Below are 24,356 nucleotides of genomic sequence, written 5' to 3' on the forward strand. Positions count from 1 at the left end.
CCGATCCCGCGCCGGAGAAAACTAGGCCCCGATCAGCGCCCGGGCCGCGGCGCGGGCGGCGTCGGTGATCTGGGCGCCCGCCAGCATGCGGGCGATCTCCTCCTCGCGGGCGTCCGGCGACAGGACCTCGACGGCCGTGCGCGCCACCTCCCCGGCTTTCGAAATCCGCCAGTGAGCCTCCGCCCGGGCCGCCACCTGCGGCGAGTGGGTGACGACCAGCACCTGGGCGTCGCCGGCCAGCTTCTTGAGGCGCAGGCCCACCGCGTCTGCCACCGCGCCGCCCACCCCCTGGTCCACCTCGTCGAAGATCATCAACGGCTGTGGCCCGCCGCTGCGGCCGGCCAGCGCCGCCTTCAGCGCGAGCGCGAAGCGGGCGAGCTCTCCTCCGGACGCGATGGCGCCCAGGTCGCCGAACGGCGCCCCGGGTTGGTGGCGATCTCGAACGCCACGCGGTCGAGGCCGGCCGGCCCCGCACGGTCCTCGGACAACGGCTCGACAGCGACGCGGAAGCGGGCCTTCTCCAGCTTTAGCGGGCCCAGCTCGTCCATCACGGCGGCGGCCAGCCGGTCGCCGACGGCGCGGCGGGCGGCGGTGAGGTCCCTGGCGGCGTCGAGGTAGGCGTCGCGAGCAGCGGCCAGTTCGGCTTCGGCCGCCTTCAGGGCCCCCTCGGAGTTCTCCACGGCCCGGAGGCGCTCGGCGAAGCGTACGCGCAGGATCGGCAGCTCCTCCACCGAGACGTTCAGCTTGCGGGCGAGGCCGCGCAGGTCGAACAACCGCTCCTCGGTCTTCTCCAGGCGGTCGGGCTCGAACTCGAAGGCTTCGGCCGCCGCGTCGATGGCGGCCTCGGCCTCGCCGGCCTCGATCAGCACGCGGTCAAGGGCTTCGGACGCCTGGGTGAGCCGGCCGACGGCCGAGCCGTCCGCCGCCGCCCCGGCGGTCACCGCCCGCTCCCGCGCCCGCTCCAGCGCCCGGATCGCGCCGGCGACCCTCCCGCCCAGGCCATCGAAGGTCTCGCGCGCCTGGGAAATGTCAGCCAGCGCCTTCTCCGCCGCGCCGAGCACGGCGCGTTCCTCCGCGAGTTGGGTCTCCTCCCCTTCCCTCGGATCGAGCCGGTCGAGCTCGGAGAGGCGAAGCTGCAGTTCCTCGGTCTCGGCGGCCCAGCGGCCGACGGCCTCACGCAGGGCGTCGGCCCGCTCGCGGGCTTCGCGCCAGCTTTTCCAGTGTTGGGCGACGGTCCCGGCCTGGGCCCCGACATCACCGTAGGCGTCCAGCAGCGGCCGGTGCGTGCGGGCGTCCAGCAGGCCGACGGTTTCGTGCTGGCCGTGCACCTCCAGCAGCAGCTCGCCGACCTCCTTGAGCACGCCCACGCCGGTCGCCTGGTCGTTGACGAAGGCGCGGCTGCGGCCGTCGGCAGCCAGGGTGCGACGAAGCACCAGGTCCTCGTCCTTGGCGTAGGACAGTCCCTTCTCCTCGAGGAGGTCCCAGACCGGGTGGCTGGCGGCCGGCGCGAAGACCGCGGAAACCGCCGCCTGTGGCGCACCCCGGCGGACGAGGCCGGCGTCGGCGCGGGCGCCTGTGGCCAAGCCTAGGGCGTCCAGGATGATCGACTTGCCGGCCCCTGTCTCGCCGGTAAGCGCGGTCAGGCCTGGCCCGATGGACAGGTCCAGGGCCTCGATGAGGACGACGTCGCGGATCCAGAGTCCGATGAGCACGGCGGGAGGATCGCCCGGAATCAGGGCCTCGGGGAAGCCCTAGTTGTTCGCCTTAGGTTCCGTCGTCGCCGCGGTGTCGGTCGCAGGCGGCGCGGCGGCCGCAGCCGGCGGCGCAATGGTCTGCGACTTGTTCTTGACGAAGGGGATCTTCAGGAAGCCGCGCCGGCCGGACGCATTGTTCGGCTCGACCGCCGGACGAAGCCCGCGCGAGGTCAGCAGCTTGTGAGCATCGCCGTACCAGGCATCGCCCGGGAAGTTGTGGCCGAGCACCGCGCCGTTGCGCTTGGCCTCATCCAAGAGGCCGAGGGTCAGATAGGCCTCGACCAGGCGATAGAGGGCTTCCGGCGTGTGGCTGGTGGTTTGGAAGCGGTCGACGACGGTCCGGAACCGGCCGATGGCGGCCAGCGTGTCGCCGTTCCGCAGGTACCAGCGGCCGATGGTCATTTCCTTGCCGGCCAACTGGTCGTTGACCATGTCGATCTTCAGGCGGGCGTCGGCGGCGTACTCCGAGCGCGGATAGCGCTGGACGACTTCCTGCAGGTTGCCGAGCGCCTGGCCCGTGGCCGCCTGGTCGCGGCCCACGTCGACGATCTGCTCGAAGTAGCAGATGGCCTTGATGTAGTGGGCGTAGGCGGCCGCCGGATTGCCCGGATAGAGCTGGATGAAGCGGTCGGCGTCGCCGATCGCCTCCACATAGTCGTTCGACTGATAGTGAGCGAAGGCCTGCATAAGGATCGCGCGGCGCGACCACTCCGAATAGGGGTGCTGGCGTTCCACTTCCTGGAAGTAGTTCACCGCCTGATCCCACTGGCGGCGGTCGAGACGGTCCGCACCGGTGGCGTAGAGCAGCTCCACCGGACGCTCCTCATAGACGAGCCGGGGCTTTTTCTGGCGGCCGGCGCATCCGGTCAGGGCGAGAGCGCACACGCCGGCGATGAGAACCGGACGAGCCCACGAATTGCGAAGCAGAGACACCTTCACCTCAAGGACAGACGCGCGCCCCCACGCGAGGAGTCGCTTCTAAACCACGCCGGGCCGGACCCGCAAACGGAACCGGCCACAGGCGCTGCCATGCCGCGGGAAAGCGGCGGAGGTAGGGCGCTTAGAGACTTTCCTTCAGTTGCGCCACCTGCTGTTCGTGGGTGGTCTGCGGTTTCGGCAGGCCGATCTGGTCGCTCACCATCTCGGCGAGCGAGGGGAACTCCGCGCGTTCGATGCGGTGGGTGTCGCCCCACAGGTCGGCGCGCATGAGGGCCTTCGGGCAGTGCAGGAAGGCCTCGCGGACCTCGATACGCAACACCGAACGCGGCGCTTTTCCGAACTCGATGAAGGCCTCGGCAAGGTCCTGGTCGTTCACGAGTTCGGCTCGGCCGTTCACCCGGTAGACGTCGTCCATGCCCGGGATCATGAACATCATCCCGATCTCGCCGGTTTCGGACAGGTTCTTCAGGCTGTCGATGCGGTTGTTGCCCGGCCGGTCGGGCATGAACAGCGCCTTGCCCGCCTCATCGACCTTCACGAAGCCTGGGCCGCCGCCGCGGGGCGAAACGTCGAGCCCGCCCTCCCCCCATCGTGCCGATCACCACGAAAGGCGAATGCGCGATGAACTTCCGACCGTGTGGATCGATGTGATCGATGGCCTTGGCGACAGTGAACTGATGCGGCGGCTTGTAGAGCCTCGCCAGCGCGGCCTGCATCGGCTCGTCGGTCATGGAAGGCCTCCTCTTCGGAGGCAGTCAACACCCGCTGCGAACGACTCGCAACAGCCCAGGCCTCAGACGGCCTCGGCGAGGTCTTCGACGAAGGTCTTCACGCGCCAGGCGGCCGGGCGCGCCAGGAGCGCGCGGACGAGCTGGTTGTTGATCGCATGGCCGGCCAGCGAGCCCTCGAAGCGGCCGACGATCGGCATGCCCAGGACATAGAGGTCGCCGATGGCGTCCAGAGCCTTGTGGCGCACGAACTCGTCCGGACGGCGCAGGCCTTCCGGGTTGAGGATACGGTCGCCCTCGATGACCACCGCGTTCTCCAGGCTGCCGCCGCGGGCCAGGCCCATGGCGCGCAGGGCTTCGACCTCGTGGGCGAAGCCGAAGGTCCGGCAATCGGCCAGTTCCCGGCGGAACGTCGGGCCATCCATCACCATGTCGATGGCCTGGGTGCCGATCACGGCGGTCGGGAAGCGGATCTCGAACGCCATCTCGAAGCGTTCGGCGGGCACCAGGGCGGCGCGCTTGTCGCCGTCCACGACCTCGATGACATCCAGGATCTCGATGTAGCGGCGCGCGGCGTCCTGCGCCCGGCGGCCGGCGCGGTCGAGGATGCGCACGAAGGGTTCGGACGAGCCGTCCATGATCGGCATCTCGGGGCCGTCGAGCTCGACGACCGCGTTGTCGACGCCCAGCATCACGAAGGCCGCCATCAGGTGTTCGATGGTGGAGACGGTGACCCCGGCGGCGTTGCCGATGACCGTGCCGAGCTGCGTCTTGCAGACCGCCCCGCCCGTCGCGGGCACGCGGTTGTCGCGGTCGATCACGTCCGTGCGGACGAAGACGATCCCATGGTCGACCGGAGCCGGACGCACGTCGACGCGCGTATAGGCGCCCGTGTGCACGCCGACGCCGGCAAAGAGCGCCGGGGCCCGGAGCGTGTGCTGGAACGCCCGGTCTTGAAATGCGTCTGCGGCCAAAGGGGAATTTCCTGTGATCGTCCGAGTGGCCGCGAAGGCCGCACTACGTCCCAACGTCTGGCTAAGGTGTTTGCCGCAGCGCAGCAAAGCACTTCCTGTTTCGCTTTGTTTCGCTTTGGGACGGTGAACAGCGGCCTAGTCCGAGGTCGCAGAACCGTCATGGGCGCCGCCCCACGGGCAACCGAAAAACGCCCCGCAGCCTGCGCTGCGGGGCGGACTTTCAGACCGTCGGCCGGGTGTCGCGGCCGCTCAGTTCGCGAGGCGGCGGAGGAAGGAGGGGGATCTCCAGGTCCTCGCCCGTGTCGGGCTCCTCGGCGGCCTGCGGCGCTTCCGGCGGCAGGGGGGCCGCCGCGGCTCGCCGCCGCACGCGGCGCGGGGGCCGGAGCCGCCGCCTGCGGCGGGGCTTCGTAGCGCGGACGGCCGCCGAACAGGCTCAGGAAGCCGCCGCGCGGACGCCGGGACTCGTAGGGCTCGGCGAACAGGGGCTCGTCGTGGGACACATCCTCGACGGCCGGATCGACGATGCGGGTGACCGGCTGGGCCTCGGCCACGGGCGCGGCATAGAGGTCGGGCTGTTCTTCTTCCTCGGCCTGGGCGAAGGCGGTCACAGGCTCGGCCTCCACGGCGGCGACCGGCTCCGGCTCCACGGCCGGCGCGGCCGGCTGGATGGTCAGCGGCTGGGCCGTGGTGTTGGCGCGGCGCTCGAAGCGCGGCTCGATGGCGGCGATGGAGACGCCGTCCATCCCGGTGGCGACCACCGACACGCGGATCTTGCCGTCGAGCGCCGGATCGAACGCGGCGCCGAAGATGATGTTGGCTTCCGGGTCGACCTGCTCGGCGATGGCGTTAGCCGCTTCGTCGACTTCCAGCAGGGTCATGTCGAGGCCGCCGGTGACGTTCACCAGCACGGCCTTGGCGCCCTTCAGGGACACTTCGTCCAGCAGCGGGTTCTGGATCGCGTTCTGGGCGGCCATCAGGGCGCGGTCGTCGCCGGTCGCCTCGCCGGTGCCCATCATCGCCTTGCCCATCTCGGTCATCACCGTGCGGACGTCGGCGAAGTCGAGGTTGATCAGGCCCGGCAGCACCATCAGATCGGTGATGGAGCGCACGCCCGAGTGCAGGACCTGGTCGGCCATGCCGAAGGCCTCGGCGAAGGTCGTCCGCTCGTTGGCCACGCGGAACAGGTTCTGGTTCGGGATGACGATCAGCGTGTCGACGTAGCGCTGCAGCTCACCGATGCCGGCGTCGGCCAGGCGCATGCGGTGACGGCCTTCGAAGTGGAAGGGCTTGGTGACCACGCCGACGGTCAGGATGCCGCGCTCGCGGGCGCACTTGGCGATGATCGGGGCCGCGCCGGTGCCGGTGCCGCCGCCCATGCCGGCGGTGATGAAGACCATGTGGGCGCCGTCCAGGTGCTCGCCGATCTCCGGGATCGACTCCTCGGCCGCGTGCATCCCGACTTCCGGGTGCGCGCCGGCGCCCAGGCCCTGGGTGGCCAGCACGCCGAGCTGGATGCGCCGGTCGGTCTTGGAGAACTGCAGCTGCTGGGCGTCGGTGTTGGCGACGACGAACTCGACCCCTTCGAGCCCCGCCTCGATCATGTTGTTGACGGCGTTGCCGCCCGCGCCGCCGACGCCGAACACGACGATCCGAGGCTTCAGTTCTGTCGCCTTCGGAGCTGAAAGAGAAATTGCCATCGGACCCTGCGTCCTTCCCAAAACCGTATCAACGCCGACCGACCGCCCGGCCAGCGTCTCCTTAAGGATGGGTGAAAATCTGCGCCGTCATCCTTAAGCGAGGGTTAAGGCCATACCGTGAGTCGGACGGCGTTCGACCCGCCCGGACCCTAATTTTCCCCTTGCTCCACAAGGGTCGCGCGAATCGCGCGGAGGCTGCGACGGCATGTCTCGCAACCCGGAGCTTGGCCGTAAAGCTTAAGGCGGACTGGTAGCGCTAAAGGTTGTCGCGCAGCCAGGAGGCCGCCTTGGCGACCGGGTTGGCGCGGGGATCCAGGGGCTCGCGGCGGAGCTTGGCGGATGCGAGCGCCTTGGCGCTGACCGCCTCGCGAGGACCGAACGCGGCGCGGTGCAGGATGCCGGCGGCGGCGGTGAACGCCGGACCGGAGGCCGCGTCGGCGAGATGCGGCACGCGGCGCGGACGGCCGAGGCGGACCGGGCGATCGAACACGCGCACGGCCACTTCGCGGACGCCGGCGAGCTGGCTCGCGCCGCCGGTGATGACAAGACCGGCGCCCGGCTCGACCGGCGCATGGCTGGCCTTGAGCCGGTCGCGAAGCAGCTCGAGCGTCTCCTCGACCCGCGGCGCGATGATGCCCTTCAGGAGCGAGCGCGGCGCCACGACGGGACCGGCGCCGGGGTCGTCGCCGCGCGGCGGGGCCTCGATCATCTCGCGGTCCTCGTTGGCCGAGGCGATGGCCGAGCCGTGCAGGGTCTTGATGCGCTCGGCGCCGGCGATGGAGGTCGACAGGCCGCGGGCGATGTCCTGGGTCACGTGCTGGCCGCCGACCGGCACGGTCTCCACGTGCACGAGGCTGCCGGCGTTGAACACCGCCGCCGAGGTGGAGCCGCCGCCCATGTCGATGCAGACGGCGCCAAGGTCCATCTCGTCCTCCTCCAGCGCGGCGAGCGCGGAGACGAACGGGGCGGCGACCACGCCGTCGAACTGCAGGTGGGCGCGCTCGACGCAGGCGCCCAGCGTCTGGAAGACGGCTTCCGACACCGAGACGACGAGCAGCTCGACGCCCAGCGTGCGGCCGAACATGGCGCGCGGGTCGCGCACCCCGCCCTGCCCGTCCACCGCCCAGGCGATCGGCAGGATGTGGGCGGCCCGGCGGCCAGGCAGCTTGATCTGGGCCAGGGCGTGGCTGATCGCCCGGACGAGGTCGTTGTCGCTGATCGGGCGCGCGCCAAGGCTGACGCGACCGGCCACGCGGGTGGAGGTGAGCTGGCCGCCGGCGGTGGCGACGGTGACGCCCTGGACGCTGACGCCGGCCACGTTCTCGGCGCGCTCGACGGCCTGCGCGATGGCTTCCGACGCCTCGTCGAGATTGACGATCGAGCCGCCGCGGATGCCGCGCGACTGGACATAGCCGACACCGGAGGTGGTGAGGGTGCGGTCGCCGCGGCGCACGCCGTCCGGCTTCATGATGAAGCAGGTGACCTTGGACGCGCCGAGGTCCACGGCCGCCACGACCTGAGGCCGCGACATGGCGGCCCGGAGGCCTTCGCGGCCTTCCTTCTTCTTCTGTTCTTCGCGCGACGCGGTCTTGAGCATCTCTTTCCTTACGTCCTCATGCGCCTTCTGCGACGAGTTGGCCGGCCGGGACGGCCTGTCGGGGCCGGACGGCCACCACATCGGGGTTGCGCAGGTCGATGCGCTCGAAGCCGAGCTCGAGGATGTGGCTGCGCTGGTCCAGCTGCTCGAGCTGACCCAGGGCCTCCTCCTCGCCGACCGCGGGAAGCTGGACGATCGAGCCGTCCTTCATCCGCAGGTCCCAGCGGCGGTTGTCGACGCGCACCAGCGCCTCCATCCGCTCCATCAGCCGGGGACGCTGGGCCAGCGTCGGCAGGATGCCGGGCGCCATCTCGGCGCCGCCCAGGCCGACCACCAGCGGAAGGGTCGGGAAGCGGCCGGGATCGGCCTCGGGGATCGGCTGGCCGCGCTCGTCGATGACCAGGGTCCGGCCGCCATGCTGCCAGACGGCGAGCTGCTTCCGCTCGACGACGGCGATGACCAGGGTGTCCGGCAGCAGGCGCACGACGCGCGCTTCCTTGACCCAGCCCACCTGCTCCACGGACTGGCGGACGGCTTCCAGGTCGAGGCCGAGCAGCGGCTGGTCCTTGTAGACGCCGGTGGCGGCGACGATGTCCGGCGTGGCCATGGCCGAGGCGCCTTCCACGTGGACGGCGGCAAGCCGGAAGCCCGCCGCGCCGAACCGGTGGTCAACGCCCACGCCCACGTCGTGGACGAGCCGCTCGCCGCGGCCGCCGGTGGCGAGCACGCCGGCCCCCACCATGGCCAGCACGGCGACGGAGGCGATCAGGGCCATCTTCGGAGAGATGCCGGCGCCCTCGGCGCGCGGAGCCGCAGTCGCCGCCGGCCTGCGGGCCGGGGCGCGCTTGGCGCTAGGGGGCTGCTTGCCCCGAGGCTTCGCCTGAGTTTGCGATCCTCCCCGCACCGCCGCGGGCATAGGCGTCCTCCGTGATCCACAGCACCAGGTCGTCGAATCCCACGCCCTGCGCCGCCGCCTGCTCGGGGACGAGCGAGGTGGGCGTCATGCCGGGCTGGGTGTTGACCTCCAAAAGGACCATGATGTCGTTAATGTCGTCATAACGCAGGTCCGACCGGGTAACGCCCCGACAACCAAGAGCGGCGTGCGCCATCTCGGAAAGTTTCTTCGCCTTTTCAATCGCATGCGGCGGAATCCTGGCCGGAACCACGTGCTCCGAGCCGCCCTCCCCCGTACTTCGCCTCGTAGTCATAAAAGGCGGTCTTCGGAACGATTTCGGTGACGGTCATGGCCTTGCCGTCCATCACCCCCACGGCCAGCTCGAGACCGCGGATGTAGGGCTCGACCATCACCTCCTCGCCGAAGGTCCAGGACGGGGCCACGACCTCCTGCGGCGGGGTATTGGCGCCCCTCGTGGACGATGAACACGCCGACCGAGGAGCCCTCGGCGTTCGGCTTCACCACATAGGGCGGCGCGATCACATGGCCGGCGGCCACGTCGTGACGATTGAAGAGGCCGCCGCCCGGGACCACGACGCCGGCCGCCGCCAGCACCGCCTTGGCCTTGGCCTTGTCCATGGCCAGCGCGGAGGCCAGCACGCCGCAGTGGGTGTACGGGATCTGCAGCGTCTCCAGCACGCCCTGGACGCAGCCGTCCTCGCCCCACTCGCCGTGCAGGGCGTTGAAGCAGACGTCGGGCTTCAGCCCGGTCAGCACCTGCGCCAGGTCGCGGCCGGCGTCCACGCGGCTGACCTTGGCGCCGAGGCGCTCCAGGGCGTCGGCGCATTCGCGGCCCGACACGAGGCTGACCTCGCGCTCCGAGGAGGGGCCGCCCAGCAGGACGGCGACGTGATGTCCGGTAAGGGGAAGGCTCACTTCGCCTCCTTAGGATACTGGCGGAAGTCGATGTCGCGGTCGGCGACGGTGTCCAGGGCAGTCGCCGGGAAGAATGCTTTCATTGTCAGCCCCCTAGCCCGGCTTGCCGATACGCTTGATTTCCCAGTCGAGGTCGACGCCGAACTTGGCCTTCACGTCGGCGCGGACCGCCTCGCCCAGGCCCTCGAGGTCGGCGGCCGTCGCCTCGCCGGTGTTGATCAGGAAGTTGGAGTGCAGCGGTGAGAACATCGCCCCGCCGAACGGCTTGCCGCGCCAGCCGGCGTCGTCGACCAGCTTCCAGGACGAATGGCCCGGCGGGTTCTTGAAGGTGGAGCCGCCGGTCTTCTCGCGGATCGGCTGGGTCTTCTCGCGGCGCGCGGTGATCTCGTCCATGCGGGCGGCGATCGCCGCCGGGTCGTCCGGCCGGCCCTCGAAGAGCGCGCCCAGGAAGATCAGCGGCTCGGCCGCGGCCCGGGCGGACTTGCGGTAGCTGTAGCCGAGGTCGGCGTTGGAGAGGGTGATCCGCTCGCCGGCGCGGGTGAGCGCATAGGCCTCGACCAGGACGTCCTTGGTCTCGGAGCCGTAGCAGCCGGCGTTCATGACCAGCGCCCCGCCGATGGAGCCCGGCACGCCGCGGTAAAACTCGAGGCCCGCGATCCCGGCCTTGCCGGCCTCGCGCGCCAGGGTCGCGTCCAGCACGGCCGCGCCGGCGTAGATGCGGTTGCCGCCGCGCGGTTCGACCCTGGCGAAGGCCTTGCCCAGGCGGATCACCACGCCGTCCACGCCGCCGTCGCGGACGAGGGTGTTGGAGCCGACGCCCAGCAGGGTCACCGGGACCTCGGCCGGCAGGGCCTTCAGGAAGGCGGCGAGGTCGTCCTCGTCCTCGGGCAGGAAGATCGCATCGGCCGGACCGCCGACCCGGAACCAGGTGAAGGGGCCGAGCGGCTCGCCCTTCAGGAGCTTGCCGCGCACGGTCGGCAGGGCGTCGAGCCAGCTCATTCGGCGGCCTGGCCCAGGGCTTCCAGCTCGCCCGGCAGGGCGTAGGACCAGTTCGTGATGTCGCCGGCGCCCAGCAGGACGACCACGTCGCCGGCCCTGGCCTCCACCTGCACGAGGCCGGCGAGCTCCTTCGGCGAGGCGAGCGGGATGGCGCGGCGGTGGCCGTAGCGGCGCAGGCCGGCCACCAGGGCGTCGCGGTCGACACCCTCGATCGGCGCCTCGCCCGCCGCATAGACGTCGGCGACGATCACCGTGTCGGCGTCGTTGAAGCAATGGCAGAAGTCGTCGAAGAGGTCGCGGAGCCGGGTGTAGCGGTGCGGCTGGACGACGGCGACCACCTTGCCCTCGGTGACCGCGCGGGCGGCCTTGAGCACCGAGGCGATCTCCACGGGGTGGTGGCCGTAGTCGTCGACGACGCGGACGCCGTTGGCAACGCCGGTGGTCGTGAAGCGGCGTTTCACCCCGCCGAACTCGGCCAGGCCCTTGCGGATCGCCTCGGCGTCGACGCCAAGCTCGCGGGCGACGGCGATGGCGGCCAGCGCATTCTGGACGTTGTGCTGTCCGGTCATCGGCAGGCGCAGGTCGGCATAGACCACCGGCTCGGCCTCGCGGCCGTGGATGGTCACCGAGAACCGGGCGCCCTCGGGGCCCATGCTGACGTCGTGGGCGCGGACCTCGGCCTGGGGGTTCACGCCATAGGTGACGAGCCGGCGGTTCTCGACGCGGGCGGTCATGGCCTGGACCTCGGGGTGGTCGATGCAGACCGCCGCGAAACCGTAGAACGGGATGTTCTCCACGAAGTCGCGGAAAGCCTTCTTCACCGCCTCGAAGTCCCCGTAGTGGTCGAGGTGCTCGGGGTCGATGTTGGTGACGATGGCGGCCGTCGACTTGAGCTTCAGGAAGGTGCCGTCGCTCTCGTCGGCCTCGACCACGATCCAGTCGCCGGCGCCGACCTTCGCATTGGTGCCGTAGGCGTTGATGATGCCGCCGTTGACCACCGTCGGGTCGAGCCCGCCGGCGTCCAGCAGGGAGGCGACCATGGAGGTCGTCGTGGTCTTGCCGTGGGTGCCGCCCACCGCCACGGAGAACTGCAGGCGCATCAGCTCGGCCAGCATCTCGGCCCGGCGGACCAACGGCAGGCGGCGCTCGCGGGCGGCGACCATCTCCGGATTGTCGGCCTTCACGGCGGTCGAATAGACGAGGGCGTAGGCGCCTTCGACATTGGCCGCGTCGTGGCCGATGAAGATCTTCGCGCCCAGCTTCTCCAGCCGCTCGGTGTTGGCGCTGGCCTTGGCGTCGGAGCCCTGCACCGTATAGCCGGTGCGCAGCATGATCTCGGCGATGCCGCTCATGCCGATGCCGCCGATGCCGACGAAGTGCACGGGACCGATCTCGAAGGGGACGGGGCGGCGAGTCATGAAGCCGGAATAGGCGGAAAGGCCGGGAGACGAAAGGGGCGGCAGCGCGTCCTCTTCCCCTTCGTCCGTCATCCCGGTTTCGCAACGAGACACCCGGATGGGTGCTGGCCGGCGGGTCTGGGTGCGGTCCGGGTTTGGAACCACAGAAACACACAGAACCACACAGAAGGGGCGAGCGGGTTGAGGTCGGTGAGATGGCGAGCGTGAATCGCGCGCCTGGAAGGCGCGCATGGTGATGGAGGCGCCTGGCCATCCGGTGGCCCGCCTTCTGTGTGGTTCTGTGTGGTTCTGTGGTTCATTCCCGCGGCGCGGCTGCGGACTCTGGCTTGGATCCCGGCTTTCGCCGGGATGAGCGGAGGGGGGTTAGCTGGAGTCGGCGGTCTCGGGCTCGGTCTCGGGTTCGGCCCATTCGCGGCCGCGGATGTCGTAGATGAGGGTGGGGTCGGCGCCGATGGCGTCGCAGGCTTCGATGACCAGGAGGTCGAAGTCGCGGGTGAGGAAGTCGGGCTTGGCTTCCTGTTCATCGAGGAAGGCGTCGAGCCTGTCCCACATGGGGTCTTCGGGCGGCGGGCGGTCGGGCTTGTCGATCCCGTCGTCGGGGAGGTTCCAGTCGGCGCCTTCGTGCTCGGTCCAAAAGCAGTCGCCGACCTGTTCCCAGACGTCCTTCCGGCGCTGGTCGACGGCGACCTCGTGCAGGTCGGCTTCGGCCTTCGCCCGGGCTTCGGCGAGGTCGGCTTTCTCCTGAGCCTTGAAGTGCAGATCGTCCTTGTAGCGGACCAGCTTGAGTTCGAGCGCCAGCGTCTGGCGCAGGCCGCGGCTGACCCGGTGGAAGGCGGTGGCGAGGCGGACGGCGTCTTCGGGGCTCTCGGCGTCCAGCGCCCGCCGCTGCAGGTCGCGGCAGAGCTCGAGGCTCATCCCCGCGAGCGCGCGGAGCGTCACGGTGTGACGGTCTTCTCCAAGCTGGGCTGCGTCGTCGGCCATGAGAACGAAACGAGAACATACCAGGCCCGACAAGTCAAGGTTTTTCGGCTGCAGGCCTCTCTCCCCCTCTCTCCCTCTCCGCTTCGCGGGGGAGAGGAGGTGATGGCTTTGAGTCTCAGCTCCACTCCTCCTCCCCCGGGCGAAGCCCGAGAGGGAGAGGGTAGGGAGAGGGCTAGCTGCGGGCGGTGCGTTCGACCACGTCGGCGAGGCGCTCGGCGGCGTCGGGGATGGCGACGGAGCGGGCGGCGGCGGCCATGCGGGTGAGGCGGGCCGGGTTGTTCAGCAGCTTCTCCAGGGCGCCGGCCAGGCTGTCGACGGTGAGCTGGTGCTCGCGGGCGACCTCGGCGCCGCCGGCCTCGGCCAGCAGGCGGGCGTTCTGGCCCTGGTCGTCGTCGATGGCGATGGCCAGCGGCACGAGGATCGAGGGCTTGCCGGCCACCGCCAGCTCGCAGACCGTGCCGGCGCCCGAGCGGCCGATCACCAGGTGGGCGGCGGACAGCCGGCCGGCGAGGTCGCGGAAGAAGGGGGCGATCTCGGCGTCGACCATGGCGTCGCGATAGACCCGGCGGGCCTGGGTCATGGATTCCGCGCGGGTCTGCTGCTGGACCGAAAGCCGCTGGCGCAGGTCCTCGGGCAGGACCTTGATCGCCTCGGGCACCAGTTCGGAGAGCAGGCGCGCGCCCTGGCTGCCGCCGGTGACCAGCAGGCGGACCGGGCCGCCCGGCTCGGGCGGCGTGTAGGACAGCTCGGCGAGCGCCCGGATCGGCGGGCGCACGGGATTGCCGACCACGATCGCCTTGCCGGCCACCTTCGGCGGAGCCTTCTGCAGGGTCGGGAACGCGCAGGCGACGGTCTTCACATGGCTGGCCAGCATCCGGTTGGTCCGGCCCATGACCGCGTTCTGCTCGTGGATCACCGTCGGGCGACGGTCGAGGATGGCGGCGACCAGGGCGGGCGCCGACGGATAGCCGCCGAAGCCGACGACCACGGCGGGATCGAGCTTGCGGAACTCGCGGCGGGCCTTCAGGGCGCCGCCGAGCACGGCGAAGCCGGCGCGGGCCATGCCGATCGGGTCGCCCGGCTTGTAGGTGGCGGCCGAGAGGCCGATGCGCTGTTCGGCGGGGAAGTCCTGCGCCAGGCCCGCCACGCGTTCGTCGGAGGCCAGCACGATGCGCCAGCCGCGCGCGATCAGCGTCTCGGCGAGCGCCTGGGCGGGAAACAGGTGACCGCCGGTGCCCCCGGCGGCGACGACCGCGAGCTTATTCATGATGCCGAGGCCACTAAGCGAACGCGCCGGCCTTGGCGAGCCCTTCGTTGGCCAGGTAGGCCCCGGGACGACGGCGGGTGAGCGCCAGGGCCAGGCCCAGCGTCAGCCCCATGGCGATCATGGACGAGCCGCCGTAGCTGATGAACGGCAGGGTCATGCCCTTGGTCGGGATCAGGTTGAGGTTCACCGCCACATTGATGAAGGCCTGCTGGCCGACCAGCACGAAGAGGCCGGCGGCGGCCACCTGCTCGAAGGGGTCGGAGAGCTTCATGGCCCGGTAGAGGCCGCGGATCACGATGAAGGCGAAGAGGCTGATCAGCAGCAGGGAGAAGATGAGGCCGTACTCCTCGGCGCCCACCGAATAGATGAAGTCGGTGTGCAGGTCGGGCACATGGCGCTTCATGACGCCCTCCCCCGGCCCGCGGCCGAAGAAGCCGCCGGCGGCGATGGCCTCGGCGGCGCGGTCGACCTGGTGGGTGTCGGCCTTGTCGGGGCTGAGGAAGCGGTCGACGCGGCTCGCCACGTGGGGGAACAGGAAGTAGGTCGAACTGAGCCCCGCGATCGCGGTCGCGCCCAGCAGCATCACCCAGGAGAGCGGCACGCCGGCCATCCAGAAGGCGGCGCCGAAGGCCACCGTGATCAGCACCGTCTGGCCGACGTCCGGCTGGATCAGCAGCAGGGCGACCGAGATGAAGTAGAGGCCGAAGGCGATGGAGACGCCCGGCACCCCCTGCCCCTTCTGGCCCTCGGCGAACATCCAGGCGACGAGGATGATCAGCGCCGGCTTCATGTACTCCGACGGCTGGAAGGTGAAGCCGCCGAACTCCAGCCAGCGGGTCGCCCCCTTGGCGTTGTGGCCGATGAACGGCAGGGCGATCATCACCGCGATGGCCGCCAGCCAGATGAAGAAGGCGGCCCTGCGGACCCCCTTCACGTCGAGCATGGAGGCGGCGATCAGGACGACGGCCGAGGCGCCGGCGAAGACGCACTGGCGCACCGCGAAGTGGAACGGGTCGCCGAGGTTCATCCGCACGGCCGCCGCCGGGCTGGCGGCGAACGACATCAGGACGCCGATGAAGATCAGCAGGCCGACGACGCCCAGCATCCAGCGGTCCACCGTCCACCACCAGACACCGATCGGCGTGCGGTCGGAGCGGGCGAAGGCGTGGGCCTGGGAGGGCGTCATGCGGCGCCCTTGTTGGCGGCGGCGGGGTTCTGCAGGCCGGCGACGGCGGCGCGGGAAGGCCTCGCCGCGGTCCTCGAAGTCCTTGAACTGGTCGAAGGAGGCGGCGGCCGGCGACAGCAGGACGATGGCGTCCTGGCCCGAGGCGGCGGCGTCGGCGTAGGCGGCCTGGACGGCGGCGGCCATCGTCCCGCACGCCTGGACCTCGGCCTTGCCCTTGAGGGTGTCGGCGAAGAGCGGCGCGCCCTCGCCGATCAGATAGGCCTTCTGGATGCGCGGGAAGAGGTCGGCGAGCGCCTCGATGCCGCCGGTCTTCGGCTGGCCGCCGGCGATCCAGTAGACCTTCGGATAGCTCGACAGGGCCTGGCGGGCGGCGTCTGTGTTGGTGGCCTTGCTGTCGTTGACGAAGCGGACCCGGCCGATGGCGCCGACCGTCTCCATCCGGTGGGCGAGGCCCGGGAAGCTCATCAGGTGCTCGGCCGCCTCTTCCGGCGGGATGCCAAGGCCCTTGGCGGCGGCGTAGGCGGCGGCCGCGTTCTGCCAGTTGTGCCGGCCCGGCAGCGAGCGGGCGCGGGTCAGGTCGGCGACCTCGACGGCGCGCTCGCCGGTGGCGTCGTAGAGCATGCCCTGCAGGGCGTAGACCCCGCGGCCCATGGCCTTGGACGCCGAGACCGGCACGATGGTCCGGCGGTTGGCGGCGGTGATCTCGGTGCAGATGCGCGCGCCCCAGGGATCGTCCACGCCGATGACGGCGGTGTCGCCCTTGCCCTGGTTGGCGAGGATGCGGCGCTTGGCGGCGACATAGCCCTCCATGCCGCCGTGCCGGTCCAGGTGGTCGGGGCTGACGTTCAGGATGATCGCCACGTCCGGGTGCAGGCTGGACGTCAGGTCGAGCTGGTAGGAGCTGAGCTCGAGCACATAGACGGCGCCGCCGTGCATGTCGTCGAGGCCCAGCACGCCCACGCCGATGTTGCCGCCCATGCGGGTGTCGCGCCCGGCCTGGGCGCAGATGTGGGCGATCAGGGCGGTGGTCGTCGACTTGCCGTTGGTGCCGGTGATGGCGACGATCTTCGGCCGCTTGTGCTCGGGCGCGGCGTTGACGGTGCGGGCGAAGAGCTCGATGTCGCCGAGGATCTCGACGCCCGCCTCGCGGGCGCGCTCGACGGTCCAGTGCGGGGCGGGGTGGGTCAGCGGCACGCCCGGCGACAGCATGAGCGCGGCGAAGGCGCTCCAGTCGGCGGTGGTCAGGTCGGTGAGCTCGAAGCCCTCGGCCTGGGCCGCGGCGCGGGTCGCGGGCTGGTCGTCCCACAGCGCCACCTGGCCGCCGGCCGATGAGGGCGCGCGCGGCGGCGAGGCCGGTCCGGGCTAGGCCGAACACCGCCACCGTCTTCCCCTCGAAGCCGCGGACCGGGATCATGGCTGGCGCGATCCCTCCCCTACCTGAGCTTCAGGGTGGCGAGGCCGACGAGGGCCAGCATCACCGCGACGATCCAGAAGCGGATCACCACGGTCGACTCCGACCAGCCGAGCTTCTCGAAGTGGTGGTGCACCGGCGCCATGCGGAAGACGCGCTTGCCGGTCAGCTTGAAGGACGCGACCTGGATCATCACCGACAGCGTCTCGGCCACGAACAGGCCGCCGATGACCGCCAGGATGATCTCGTGCCGGGTGGCCACCGCGATGGTGCCGACCGCGCCGCCGAGCGCCAGGGAGCCGGTGTCGCCCATGAAGATCTTGGCCGGCGGCGCGTTGTACCAGAGGAAGCCCAGGCCCGCGCCGATCAGCGCCCCGCAGAACACCGCGATCTCCCCCACGCCCGGGACGAAGTGGAGCTGCAGGTAGTTCGAGAAGACGAAGTTGCCGACGATGTAGGCGATCAGGCCGTAGGCGGCGGCGGCGATCATCACCGGCACCGTGGCCAGGCCGTCCAGGCCGTCGGTGAAGTTCACGGCGTTGGCCGCGCCGACGATGATGAAGGCGCCGAACAGCAGATAGGCCCAGCCGAGGTTGAGGTAGGCCTGCTTGAAGATCGGGAAGGTGACGGACGTCAGCAGGTCCGGGCTTTCCGGCGGTCGGGCCGCGAAGAGGATGATGATGGCCACCGCCGCCATGGCGATCAGCGCCTCCAGCAGGAGGCGGACGCGGCCGGAGACGCCCTCGGTGGTCTGCTTGGTGACCTTGGCGTAGTCGTCCATGAAGCCGAGCGCGCCGTAGCCCGCGGTGACGATGACGACGGCCCAGATGTAGGGGTTCGACAGGTCGCCCCAGAGCAGGGTCCCGCCCAGCAGGCCGGCCAGGATCATCACCCCGCCCATGGTGGGCGTGCCGGCCTTCTCGACGATGTGGCGCTCGATGCCTTCCTTGCGGATCGGCTGGCCCTTGCCCTGCTTGGCCTGCATCCAGCGGATGAAGCGCGAGCCCATCAGGACGACGATGAACTGGGCGGTGAAGATCGCCAGGCCCGTGCGGGTGGTCTGGTACTTCAGGATGTTGAGGCCCGGGATGTAACCGCCGGCGGCCAGAAGCTCGTAGAGCCAGTAGATCATGCGCCGCCCTCCTCACCCGCGGAGTCGAGCGCGCGCAGGGCCTGCGCGATCACGCCGGCCTTGGACCCGTTCGACCCCTTCACCATCACCAGATCGCCGGGCTCTACGGCCTGGACGATCCGCGGCGCGAGTTCCGCCGCGCTTTCGGCGTACGCGCCCCGGCGAGTCGGCGGAAGGGCGTCCCAGAGGCTTTTCATCAAAGGTCCGGCGCAGAACACGAGGTCGATTTGCGCACGATCGAGGGGTTCCGCGAGGGCGGCGTGGAAGGCCGGGGCCTCGCCGCCGAGCTCCAGCATGTCGGTCAGCGCGACGATGCGCCGCCCCTCCACGGACCGGGCGCCGAGGGTGCGGATCGCCGAGGCCATGGAGACCGGATTGGCGTTGTAGCTCTCGTCGATCAGGGTGGCGGTCCCGCCCTTCAGCCGGAGGAGGTATTCGGCGCCGCGGCCCTCCAGCGGCTCGAAGGATCCCAGGGCCGCCAGGCTGTCGCCGAGGTCGACGTCGAGGGCCTCCAGCATCAGCAGGACGGCCATGCTGTTCAGCCCCCAGTGGAAGCCGGTCTGCAGGATCGGGAAGTCCAGCGCCTTGCCGTGCAGCCGGGCCTGGACGACGGCGTGGCCGCCGGCCCCCTGGAAGTCGATCAGCCGGGCGTCGCAGCCCTCGCCCGTGCCGAAGGTGCGGATGGTCGCGCCGACCTTTTCCGCTTCCGTCTTCAGCAGGTCGAACCAGACGTTGTCGGCGTTCAGCACGGCGACGCCGCCGGGCGCCAGGCCCTCGAAGATCTCGGCCTTGGCGCGGGCGACGCCCGCCTCGCCGTCCGGGAAGTTCTCCACGTGGACAGGGCCGACGGTGGTGATCACCGCGGCGTGCGGACGGACGAACTTCGCCAGCGGCCGGATCTCGTCGGCGTGGTTCATGCCGACCTCGAACACCGCCCGCTCGGCATCGCGCGGCATCCGGGCGAGCGTCAGCGGCACGCCGATGTGGTTGTTGTAGCTCTTCACCGACGAGTGCGCCCGGCCGGCCAGGCGCAGGCCCGCCATGATCGCCTGGGTGACGCTGGTCTTGCCGACCGAGCCGGTGACGGCCCCGCGCCGGACCTGCGGCGCGCGCTCGCGGGCGGCGACGCCGAGCTTCTCGAGGGCGGCGAAGGTGTCCTCGACCATCACCGCCGGGGCCTCCACCGGCTGCGAGGCGAGCACGCCGGCCGCGCCTTTGGACCGGGCCTGGGCGACGAACTCGTGGCCGTCGCGGACGCCGCCCAGGGCGACGAACAGGTCGCCCGGCTCGATCGTGCGGGTGTCGATGGAGACGCCGACCGCCTGGAAGCCGCCCGCCACCTTTCCGCCCGTCGCGGCCGCGATCTCCTCAGCGGTCCAGAGCGGGTCAGCCATGGAGGGCGGCCCGGGTCTCGGTGACGTCGTCGAAGGGATGGGTGACGCCGGCGATGGTCTGGCCCCTGCTCGTGGCCCTTGCCGGCGACGACCAGGATGTCGCCCTCGGAAAGCATGGCGGCGGCGGCGCGGATCGCGGCGCGGCGGTCGCCGACGTCCTTCGCGCCGCGTCCTTTGCTTGAAGAATGGGCGCCTTCCAGCACCTCGGCGCGGATCGCAGCGGGGTCCTCGGAGCGGGGGTTGTCGTCGGTGACGATGGCCACGTCGGCCAGCTCGGCGGCGATGCGGCCCATGATCGGGCGCTTCGTCCGGTCCCGGTCGCCGCCGGCCCCGAACACCACGATCAGCCTGCCGGTGACGTGCGGGCGGAGCGCCTTCAGCACGGTCTCCAGGCCGTCGGGGGTGTGGGCGTAGTCAACGTAGGCCTCGCCGCCGTTCGGACCGTGGCCGACGCGCTGCAGGCGGCCCGGCGCGCCCTCCAGCGCCTCCAGGCCGGCGAACACCTCGGCGTGGGTCAGGCCGGCGGCCAGGCAGAGGCCCGCGGCGACGAGCGCGTTGGAGGCCTGAAAGCCCCCGGCCAGCGGCAGGGTCACGGTGTAGGTCCGGCCCTCGGCGAGGATCTCCAGCCGCTGGCCTTCGGGCAGCAGGGTGCGGGAGACGAGCTTCAGCCCCTGCCCCGCCTCGCCGACGGTGAACACCGTCTGGCCCGCGCAGGCCGCGGCGGCGGCGAAGGCCGGGAAGTCGTCCGGAGTCGGCGTTCAGCACGGCGATGCCGCCGCGCGGCAGCAGGGTGTCGAACAGGCGCAGCTTGGCCGCCCGGTAGGCCTCCATGCTGCCGTGGTAGTCCAGGTGGTCCTGGGTGAAGTTGAGGTAGCCCGCCGCCGCAAGGCGCACGCCGTCCAGCCGGCGCTGGTCGACGCCGTGCGACGAGGCTTCCATGGCGAAGTGGGTGACGCCCATCTCGGTGATCTTCGCCAGCAGTTCGGCGACGTCGGCGGCGTCGGGCGTGGTCAGGCCGGGCGGGGTGATCTGGTCGTTGCGGCCGTCGGGATGGCTGACGGTGACGCCCAGGGTGCCCATGCTGGCCGAGGTGCGCCCGGCGTGGGCGAAGATCTGGCGGCAGAAGTTGGCGACGCTGGTCTTGCCGTTGGTGCCGGTGACCGCGACGCAGGTGGCCGGCTGGGCGCCCCAGAAGTGCGAGGCGGCGAGCGCATAGGACCGGCGCGGGTCCGGCGTCACGACGGTCGGCGCGGAGAGGTCGAGGTCGCGCTCGGCGATCACCGCCGCGGCGCCGGCGGCCACGGCCTGGGCGGCGAAGGACGCGCCGTCGGCCTTGGAGCCCGGCAGGGCGGCGAACAGGAAGCCCTGTTCCACCTTGCGGCTGTCGGCGGTGACGCCGGTGATCTCCGGATCGTCGGCGAAACCGCGGCGCAGGAGTTCGGACAGGCGGGGCATCAGTACTCTCCCGCGAACGGCGAGGCCGCGCCTTCGGGGACCAGCGAGGCCTTGCGCTGCACGCCCAGGAAGGGGGCGATGCGCGAGATCACCTGGCCGGCCACCGGCGCGGCGACCGCGCCGCCGGTGGACAGGCCGAAGCTCTTCGCCGTGCCGCGGGGCTCGTCCATCAGGATCAGCACCATGTAGCGGTCGTCCTCGATGGCCCCTTCCGTCGGGAAGGCGGCGGCGAAGGACGACACCTGCCGCTGGTGATTATAGCCGCGGATCGCCGGATCGTACTTCTCCCCGGTGCCGGTCTTGCCGCCGACCGACAGGCCCGGGACGTTGGCCGACTTGCCCGAGCCGCCGGTGACGTTGGCGCGCATGATCTGCAGCATCTGGGCGGAGGTGCGTTCGCTCATCACCCGGCGGCCCTCCGGCGCCTGGCCGGGCGGCAGCTTGCGGATGGTCAGCGGCTTCAGCAGGCCGCCGTTCATCAGGGTGTCGTAGGCGATCACCAGGGACAGCGGCGAGACGTTCATGCCGTGGCCGAACGAGGTGGAGGCCACCGCGTCCTCGTCCCACTTCTTCGGCGTCAGCGGCCGCGCGCTCTCGATCAGCTCGACCTTGGCGGTGCTGGTGAGGCCGAGGTTGGTGAAGTACTGCGACAGCCGCTGCGGCCCGATGGCCACGGCCAGCTTGGCGGTGCCGATGTTGGAGGAGTGCTGGAACACCTCCACCAGGGTCAGGATCTTCCGGGCGGCGTGGAAGTCGTGGATCGTCCGGTAGCCGAGCTTGTAGGGCTCACGGGCGTCGAAGGTGGAGCTGGGCGTGGCGACGCCGGCGTCGAGGCCGATGGCCACGGTGAACGCCTTGAAGGTCGAGCCCATCTCGAAGACCGACGCTGCGGCGCGGTTCAGCTTGGCGTCGTCGCTGGCGGCGCCCGGCTTGTTCGGGTCGTAGGTGGGATAGCTGGCCATCCCGAGAATCTCGCCGGTGTGGACATTGGTGACGATGCCGACGGCGCCCTTGGCGCTGAACTCCCGGGCCGCCGTGTTGAGCTCGTCCTCCAGCGCCGCCTGGACGCGCAGGTCGATGGACAGCGGCACCGTCGCCCCGCGGGCGGCCGCCTGGCGGATCTCCTCGTTGAGCGCGGCCTCGGCGCCGGTCAGGCCCTCGCCGCCGGTGTCGGCGAAGCCCAGGAGGTGGGCGGCGGTGGAGCCCAGCGGATAGACCCGGCGCTCTTCCGGCTCGAAGGAGACGCCGGACAGGCCGAGCTCGTGCACGCGGGCGCGCTGCTCGGGCGTGAGCGCGCCCATCACGAACACCCGGCGCTCGCCGCGCAGCGCGCGCTCCAGCCGGCGGTGGTCGAGCTCCGGCAGGGTGCGGGCCAGCGCCGCGCGGGTCTCGGCGGTGTCCCAGATCTCGCGCGGGTCGATGTAGAGGCCGTAGTGCAGGAGGTCGGCGGCCAGCATCTGGCCGTTGCGGTCGGTCAGGTCGGCGCGCGCGGCCCCGGCGATGGGCGCGAGGCCGTCGGCATGGCGCAGGCCCGAGAACATCGCCGCACGGGTGGCGCCGAACGCCAGCGTCAGGAAGGCGGTGGCGAAGAGCGCCAGGACGAAGAAGATCCGCAGGCGGGTGTCGTCCTCGGCCCGGCCGGACGCCCGGGCGCGCTCGAAGGCGTGCTCCAGGCCCCACATCCAGCGGGCCAGCCAGCGCGACAGCGGCGCCCCCGCCCAGGGATTGCAGGCCGAGGCTCATTGGCCGGCCTCGGCGGGGGGTCGCGGACACGGCGGGGGCCGCCTCCAGCGCGGCGCCGGTCTCCTCGATCACGACGGGCGGCAGGTCGCCGGGCGCGGCGGCGGCCAGCACCACGGGCGGGGCGTTGCGGGCGATGTCGAGCAGGTTCTCGACGGTGGCCTCGCGCTTCACCGAGACCGGCTTCATCCCGAGATAGGCGGTGGACAGGTGCTCGACCCGAGCCGGCTGCTCCAGGTGGCTGACCTCGGCCTGCAGCAGGCGGATGCGGGCCTTCTCGGCGCCGATCTGCCGCTCGATGCGGGCGATCTCGGCGCGCTCGCGGCCGGCGACGGTCTTGGCCAGGTAGACGCCCAGGATCAGCGTCACCAGCAGGCCCAGCGCGACCAGGTCGACCAGGCGGAACCCGCGAACCCTCCGATCGAGCAAGGTCATGCCGCATCTCTCCAGACCGGCGCATCGGTGCGCACGGCCGCTCTCAACTTCGCCGAACGGGCCCTGGGATTGGCCGCCAGCTCCGCGTCGCCCGGCGCCTTCGCGCCGTTGAACAGGAGCTGGAAGCTCGGGGCGGCGCCGGCTTCCACCGGCGGCGCGTGGCGCGACCCAGCCGGCGTTCTACCTGCCCGCACCGACAGGAAGCTTTTGACGATTCTATCCTCGAGCGAATGGAACGTGACGACGCAGAGGCGACCGCCGGCCTTCAGGGTCTTCTCAGCCGCGACGAGGCCGGCCTCCAGTTCGGACAGCTCCTCGTTCACCGCGATGCGGATCGCCTGGAACGAGCGGGTGGCGGGGTGCGTCTTGGCGCCCCGGCGGCCGCCCAGCGCCCTCTCGATGAAGTCGGCCAGCTCCAGCGTGCGGGTGAACGGCTGCTCGGCGCGGCGGCGCGCGATGGCGGCGGCGACCCGGCGGCTCTGCCGCTCCTCGCCGTAGACATAGAGGATGCGCGCCAGCTCGACCGGCTCGGCGGTGTTGACCAGGTCGGCGGCGGTCTGGCCGGTATCGCCCATGCGCATGTCGAGCGGCCCGTCGCGCATGAAGGAGAAGCCGCGCTCGGCCTCGTCGAGCTGCATGGACGAGACGCCGAGGTCGAGGGCGACGCCGTCGACGCTGGCCTCCCCCAGCACCTCGTCCATCTCGGAGAAGCGGGCCTCGACCAGGCGGAAGCGGTCGGCGGGCAGGTCGCCGGCGAAGCGGCGGGCGGACGGGTCGCGGTCGAAGGCGACGACGGACGCGCCGGTCGCCAGGATCGCGCGGGTGTAGCCGCCGGCCCCGAAGGTGCCGTCCACGTGGGTCTCGCCGGCCTTGGGGGCGAGGGCCTCGACCACCTCGTCGCGCAGGACGGAGACGTGCGCAGCCTCGCTCATTGGCCGCCCCCGAGGCGGGCGGCGCGCTGCTGGGCGCGGAGCTGGGCCAGGCCGTCGCGGGCCAGCTCGCGCTGGGCGGCGCGGTGAGCCTGGAAGGCCTCGCGCTGCCAGATCTGGAAGCGGTCGCCCATGCCGACCACGACGACCCAGTCGGTCAGGCCGAACATCTCGCAGAGCGTCTCGGGCAGGGTGATGCGGCCGGCGGTGTCGAAGGACAGGCGCGCCATGCCGCCGAGCACGGAGGTCTCCAGCGCCGAGCGCAGCGGGTCGCCGAACTCCAGCTCCTCGATGACGCCGTTGTAGCGGTCGAACAGGGCCTTGCCGCCGCCCTCGATGCAGTCGGCCTCGATGGAGGGGAAGCAGAACACGCCGTCGAACGGCCCGGCGGCGAGCGCGCGGAAGTCCTGCGGCACGACGATGCGCCGCTTGGCGTCCAACTGTTTCTCGAAGGTCGAGAGAAACACGCCTGAAAAACCCCTGCCCTGC

Annotated in this window: 16 protein-coding genes and 5 pseudogenes; all 21 read right to left on the reverse strand. The window is 71.2% G+C overall.

Annotated elements, in window-relative coordinates:
* Nucleotides 1–21: 21 nt before the first annotated feature.
* Nucleotides 22–1,712 (reverse strand): annotated as a pseudogene (gene recN / locus LRS04_RS24375) (DNA repair protein RecN).
* A 39-nt stretch (nt 1,713–1,751) separates the two neighbouring features.
* On the reverse strand, nt 1,752–2,693 hold the full coding sequence (locus LRS04_RS24380; RefSeq protein ID WP_257818663.1) for an outer membrane protein assembly factor BamD: 942 nt from the start codon (nt 2,691–2,693) through the stop codon (nt 1,752–1,754).
* A 121-nt stretch (nt 2,694–2,814) separates the two neighbouring features.
* The gene (locus LRS04_RS24385; RefSeq protein ID WP_257818664.1) at nt 2,815–3,231 is read right to left on the reverse strand and encodes a pyridoxamine 5'-phosphate oxidase family protein; all 417 of its coding nucleotides are present in this window, start codon (nt 3,229–3,231) and stop codon (nt 2,815–2,817) included.
* Nucleotides 3,218–3,424 carry a hypothetical protein gene (locus LRS04_RS24390; protein ID WP_257818665.1) on the reverse strand — a complete coding sequence of 69 codons (207 nt, stop codon included), beginning with the start codon at nt 3,422–3,424 and terminating at the stop codon, nt 3,218–3,220. The genes LRS04_RS24385 and LRS04_RS24390 overlap by 14 nt, the downstream gene beginning before the upstream one ends.
* Nucleotides 3,425–3,486: 62 nt before the next feature.
* Nucleotides 3,487–4,395, reverse strand: coding sequence for a UDP-3-O-acyl-N-acetylglucosamine deacetylase (lpxC, locus tag LRS04_RS24395; RefSeq protein WP_257818668.1), 909 nt, complete (start codon nt 4,393–4,395; stop codon nt 3,487–3,489).
* A gap of 249 nt (nt 4,396–4,644) precedes the next feature.
* A pseudogene (gene ftsZ / locus LRS04_RS24400) lies at nt 4,645–6,092 on the reverse strand (cell division protein FtsZ).
* A 256-nt stretch (nt 6,093–6,348) separates the two neighbouring features.
* Nucleotides 6,349–7,689, reverse strand: coding sequence for a cell division protein FtsA (gene ftsA / locus LRS04_RS24405; RefSeq protein WP_257818669.1), 1,341 nt, complete (start codon nt 7,687–7,689; stop codon nt 6,349–6,351).
* Nucleotides 7,690–7,705: 16 nt separating this feature from the next.
* Nucleotides 7,706–8,605, reverse strand: coding sequence for a cell division protein FtsQ/DivIB (locus tag LRS04_RS24410; RefSeq protein WP_257818671.1), 900 nt, complete (start codon nt 8,603–8,605; stop codon nt 7,706–7,708).
* Nucleotides 8,541–9,520 (reverse strand): annotated as a pseudogene (locus tag LRS04_RS24415) (D-alanine--D-alanine ligase). Before LRS04_RS24415 ends, LRS04_RS24410 begins: the two are co-directional and overlap by 65 nt.
* A gap of 93 nt (nt 9,521–9,613) precedes the next feature.
* On the reverse strand, nt 9,614–10,519 hold the full coding sequence (murB, locus tag LRS04_RS24420) for a UDP-N-acetylmuramate dehydrogenase (protein ID WP_257818673.1): 906 nt from the start codon (nt 10,517–10,519) through the stop codon (nt 9,614–9,616).
* Complete coding sequence (murC, locus tag LRS04_RS24425) at nt 10,516–11,937, reverse strand: UDP-N-acetylmuramate--L-alanine ligase (protein ID WP_257819245.1); 1,422 nt, start codon at nt 11,935–11,937, stop codon at nt 10,516–10,518. The genes murB and murC overlap by 4 nt, the downstream gene beginning before the upstream one ends.
* 363 nt (nt 11,938–12,300) lie before the next feature.
* On the reverse strand, nt 12,301–12,918 hold the full coding sequence (locus LRS04_RS24430; RefSeq protein ID WP_257818675.1) for a hypothetical protein: 618 nt from the start codon (nt 12,916–12,918) through the stop codon (nt 12,301–12,303).
* A gap of 172 nt (nt 12,919–13,090) precedes the next feature.
* Nucleotides 13,091–14,185: an undecaprenyldiphospho-muramoylpentapeptide beta-N-acetylglucosaminyltransferase gene (murG, locus tag LRS04_RS24435; protein ID WP_257818676.1), complete on the reverse strand. Its 1,095-nt coding sequence runs from the start codon at nt 14,183–14,185 to the stop codon at nt 13,091–13,093.
* 13 nt (nt 14,186–14,198) lie between these two features.
* Nucleotides 14,199–15,371, reverse strand: a complete 1,173-nt coding sequence (gene ftsW, locus LRS04_RS24440; RefSeq protein ID WP_257818678.1) for a putative lipid II flippase FtsW — start codon at nt 15,369–15,371, stop codon at nt 14,199–14,201.
* A pseudogene (gene murD, locus LRS04_RS24445) lies at nt 15,368–16,785 on the reverse strand (UDP-N-acetylmuramoyl-L-alanine--D-glutamate ligase). The gene ftsW and the pseudogene murD overlap by 4 nt, the downstream one beginning before the upstream one ends.
* A 19-nt stretch (nt 16,786–16,804) precedes the next feature.
* On the reverse strand, nt 16,805–17,914 hold the full coding sequence (gene mraY / locus LRS04_RS24450) for a phospho-N-acetylmuramoyl-pentapeptide-transferase (protein ID WP_257818679.1): 1,110 nt from the start codon (nt 17,912–17,914) through the stop codon (nt 16,805–16,807).
* Complete coding sequence (murF, locus tag LRS04_RS24455) at nt 17,911–19,308, reverse strand: UDP-N-acetylmuramoyl-tripeptide--D-alanyl-D-alanine ligase (protein ID WP_257818680.1); 1,398 nt, start codon at nt 19,306–19,308, stop codon at nt 17,911–17,913. Before murF ends, mraY begins: the two co-directional genes overlap by 4 nt.
* Nucleotides 19,301–20,763, reverse strand: a pseudogene (locus LRS04_RS24460) (UDP-N-acetylmuramoyl-L-alanyl-D-glutamate--2,6-diaminopimelate ligase). The gene murF and the pseudogene LRS04_RS24460 overlap by 8 nt, the downstream one beginning before the upstream one ends.
* Nucleotides 20,763–22,445 carry a penicillin-binding protein 2 gene (locus tag LRS04_RS24465; protein WP_257818681.1) on the reverse strand — a complete coding sequence of 561 codons (1,683 nt, stop codon included), beginning with the start codon at nt 22,443–22,445 and terminating at the stop codon, nt 20,763–20,765. Before LRS04_RS24465 ends, LRS04_RS24460 begins: the two are co-directional and overlap by 1 nt.
* A gap of 489 nt (nt 22,446–22,934) precedes the next feature.
* Entirely contained in the window at nt 22,935–23,870 is a 936-nt protein-coding gene (gene rsmH, locus LRS04_RS24470) for a 16S rRNA (cytosine(1402)-N(4))-methyltransferase RsmH (RefSeq protein WP_257818682.1), read from the reverse strand.
* Nucleotides 23,867–24,334, reverse strand: a complete 468-nt coding sequence (locus LRS04_RS24475; RefSeq protein ID WP_257818683.1) for a division/cell wall cluster transcriptional repressor MraZ — start codon at nt 24,332–24,334, stop codon at nt 23,867–23,869. The genes rsmH and LRS04_RS24475 overlap by 4 nt, the downstream gene beginning before the upstream one ends.
* Between the last annotated feature and the right edge of the window lie 22 nt (nt 24,335–24,356).

The organism is Phenylobacterium sp. J367 (assembly GCF_024699985.1).
GTDB lineage: Bacteria > Pseudomonadota > Alphaproteobacteria > Caulobacterales > Caulobacteraceae > Phenylobacterium.

Coding starts and splice junctions, on each gene's coding strand:
- rsmH (WP_257818682.1), bottom strand. CDS start 23,870: ATGAGCGAGGCTGCGCACGTCTCCGTCCTGCGCGACGAGGTGGTCGAG.
- murG (WP_257818676.1), bottom strand. CDS start 14,185: ATGAATAAGCTCGCGGTCGTCGCCGCCGGGGGCACCGGCGGTCACCTG.
- ftsA (WP_257818669.1), bottom strand. CDS start 7,689: ATGCTCAAGACCGCGTCGCGCGAAGAACAGAAGAAGAAGGAAGGCCGC.
- LRS04_RS24465 (WP_257818681.1), bottom strand. CDS start 22,445: ATGTGGGGCCTGGAGCACGCCTTCGAGCGCGCCCGGGCGTCCGGCCGG.
- murF (WP_257818680.1), bottom strand. CDS start 19,308: ATGGCTGACCCGCTCTGGACCGCTGAGGAGATCGCGGCCGCGACGGGC.
- LRS04_RS24390 (WP_257818665.1), bottom strand. CDS start 3,424: ATGACCGACGAGCCGATGCAGGCCGCGCTGGCGAGGCTCTACAAGCCG.
- LRS04_RS24430 (WP_257818675.1), bottom strand. CDS start 12,918: ATGGCCGACGACGCAGCCCAGCTTGGAGAAGACCGTCACACCGTGACG.
- ftsW (WP_257818678.1), bottom strand. CDS start 15,371: ATGACGCCCTCCCAGGCCCACGCCTTCGCCCGCTCCGACCGCACGCCG.
- murC (WP_257819245.1), bottom strand. CDS start 11,937: ATGACTCGCCGCCCCGTCCCCTTCGAGATCGGTCCCGTGCACTTCGTC.
- LRS04_RS24410 (WP_257818671.1), bottom strand. CDS start 8,605: ATGCCCGCGGCGGTGCGGGGAGGATCGCAAACTCAGGCGAAGCCTCGG.
- murB (WP_257818673.1), bottom strand. CDS start 10,519: ATGAGCTGGCTCGACGCCCTGCCGACCGTGCGCGGCAAGCTCCTGAAG.
- mraY (WP_257818679.1), bottom strand. CDS start 17,914: ATGATCTACTGGCTCTACGAGCTTCTGGCCGCCGGCGGTTACATCCCG.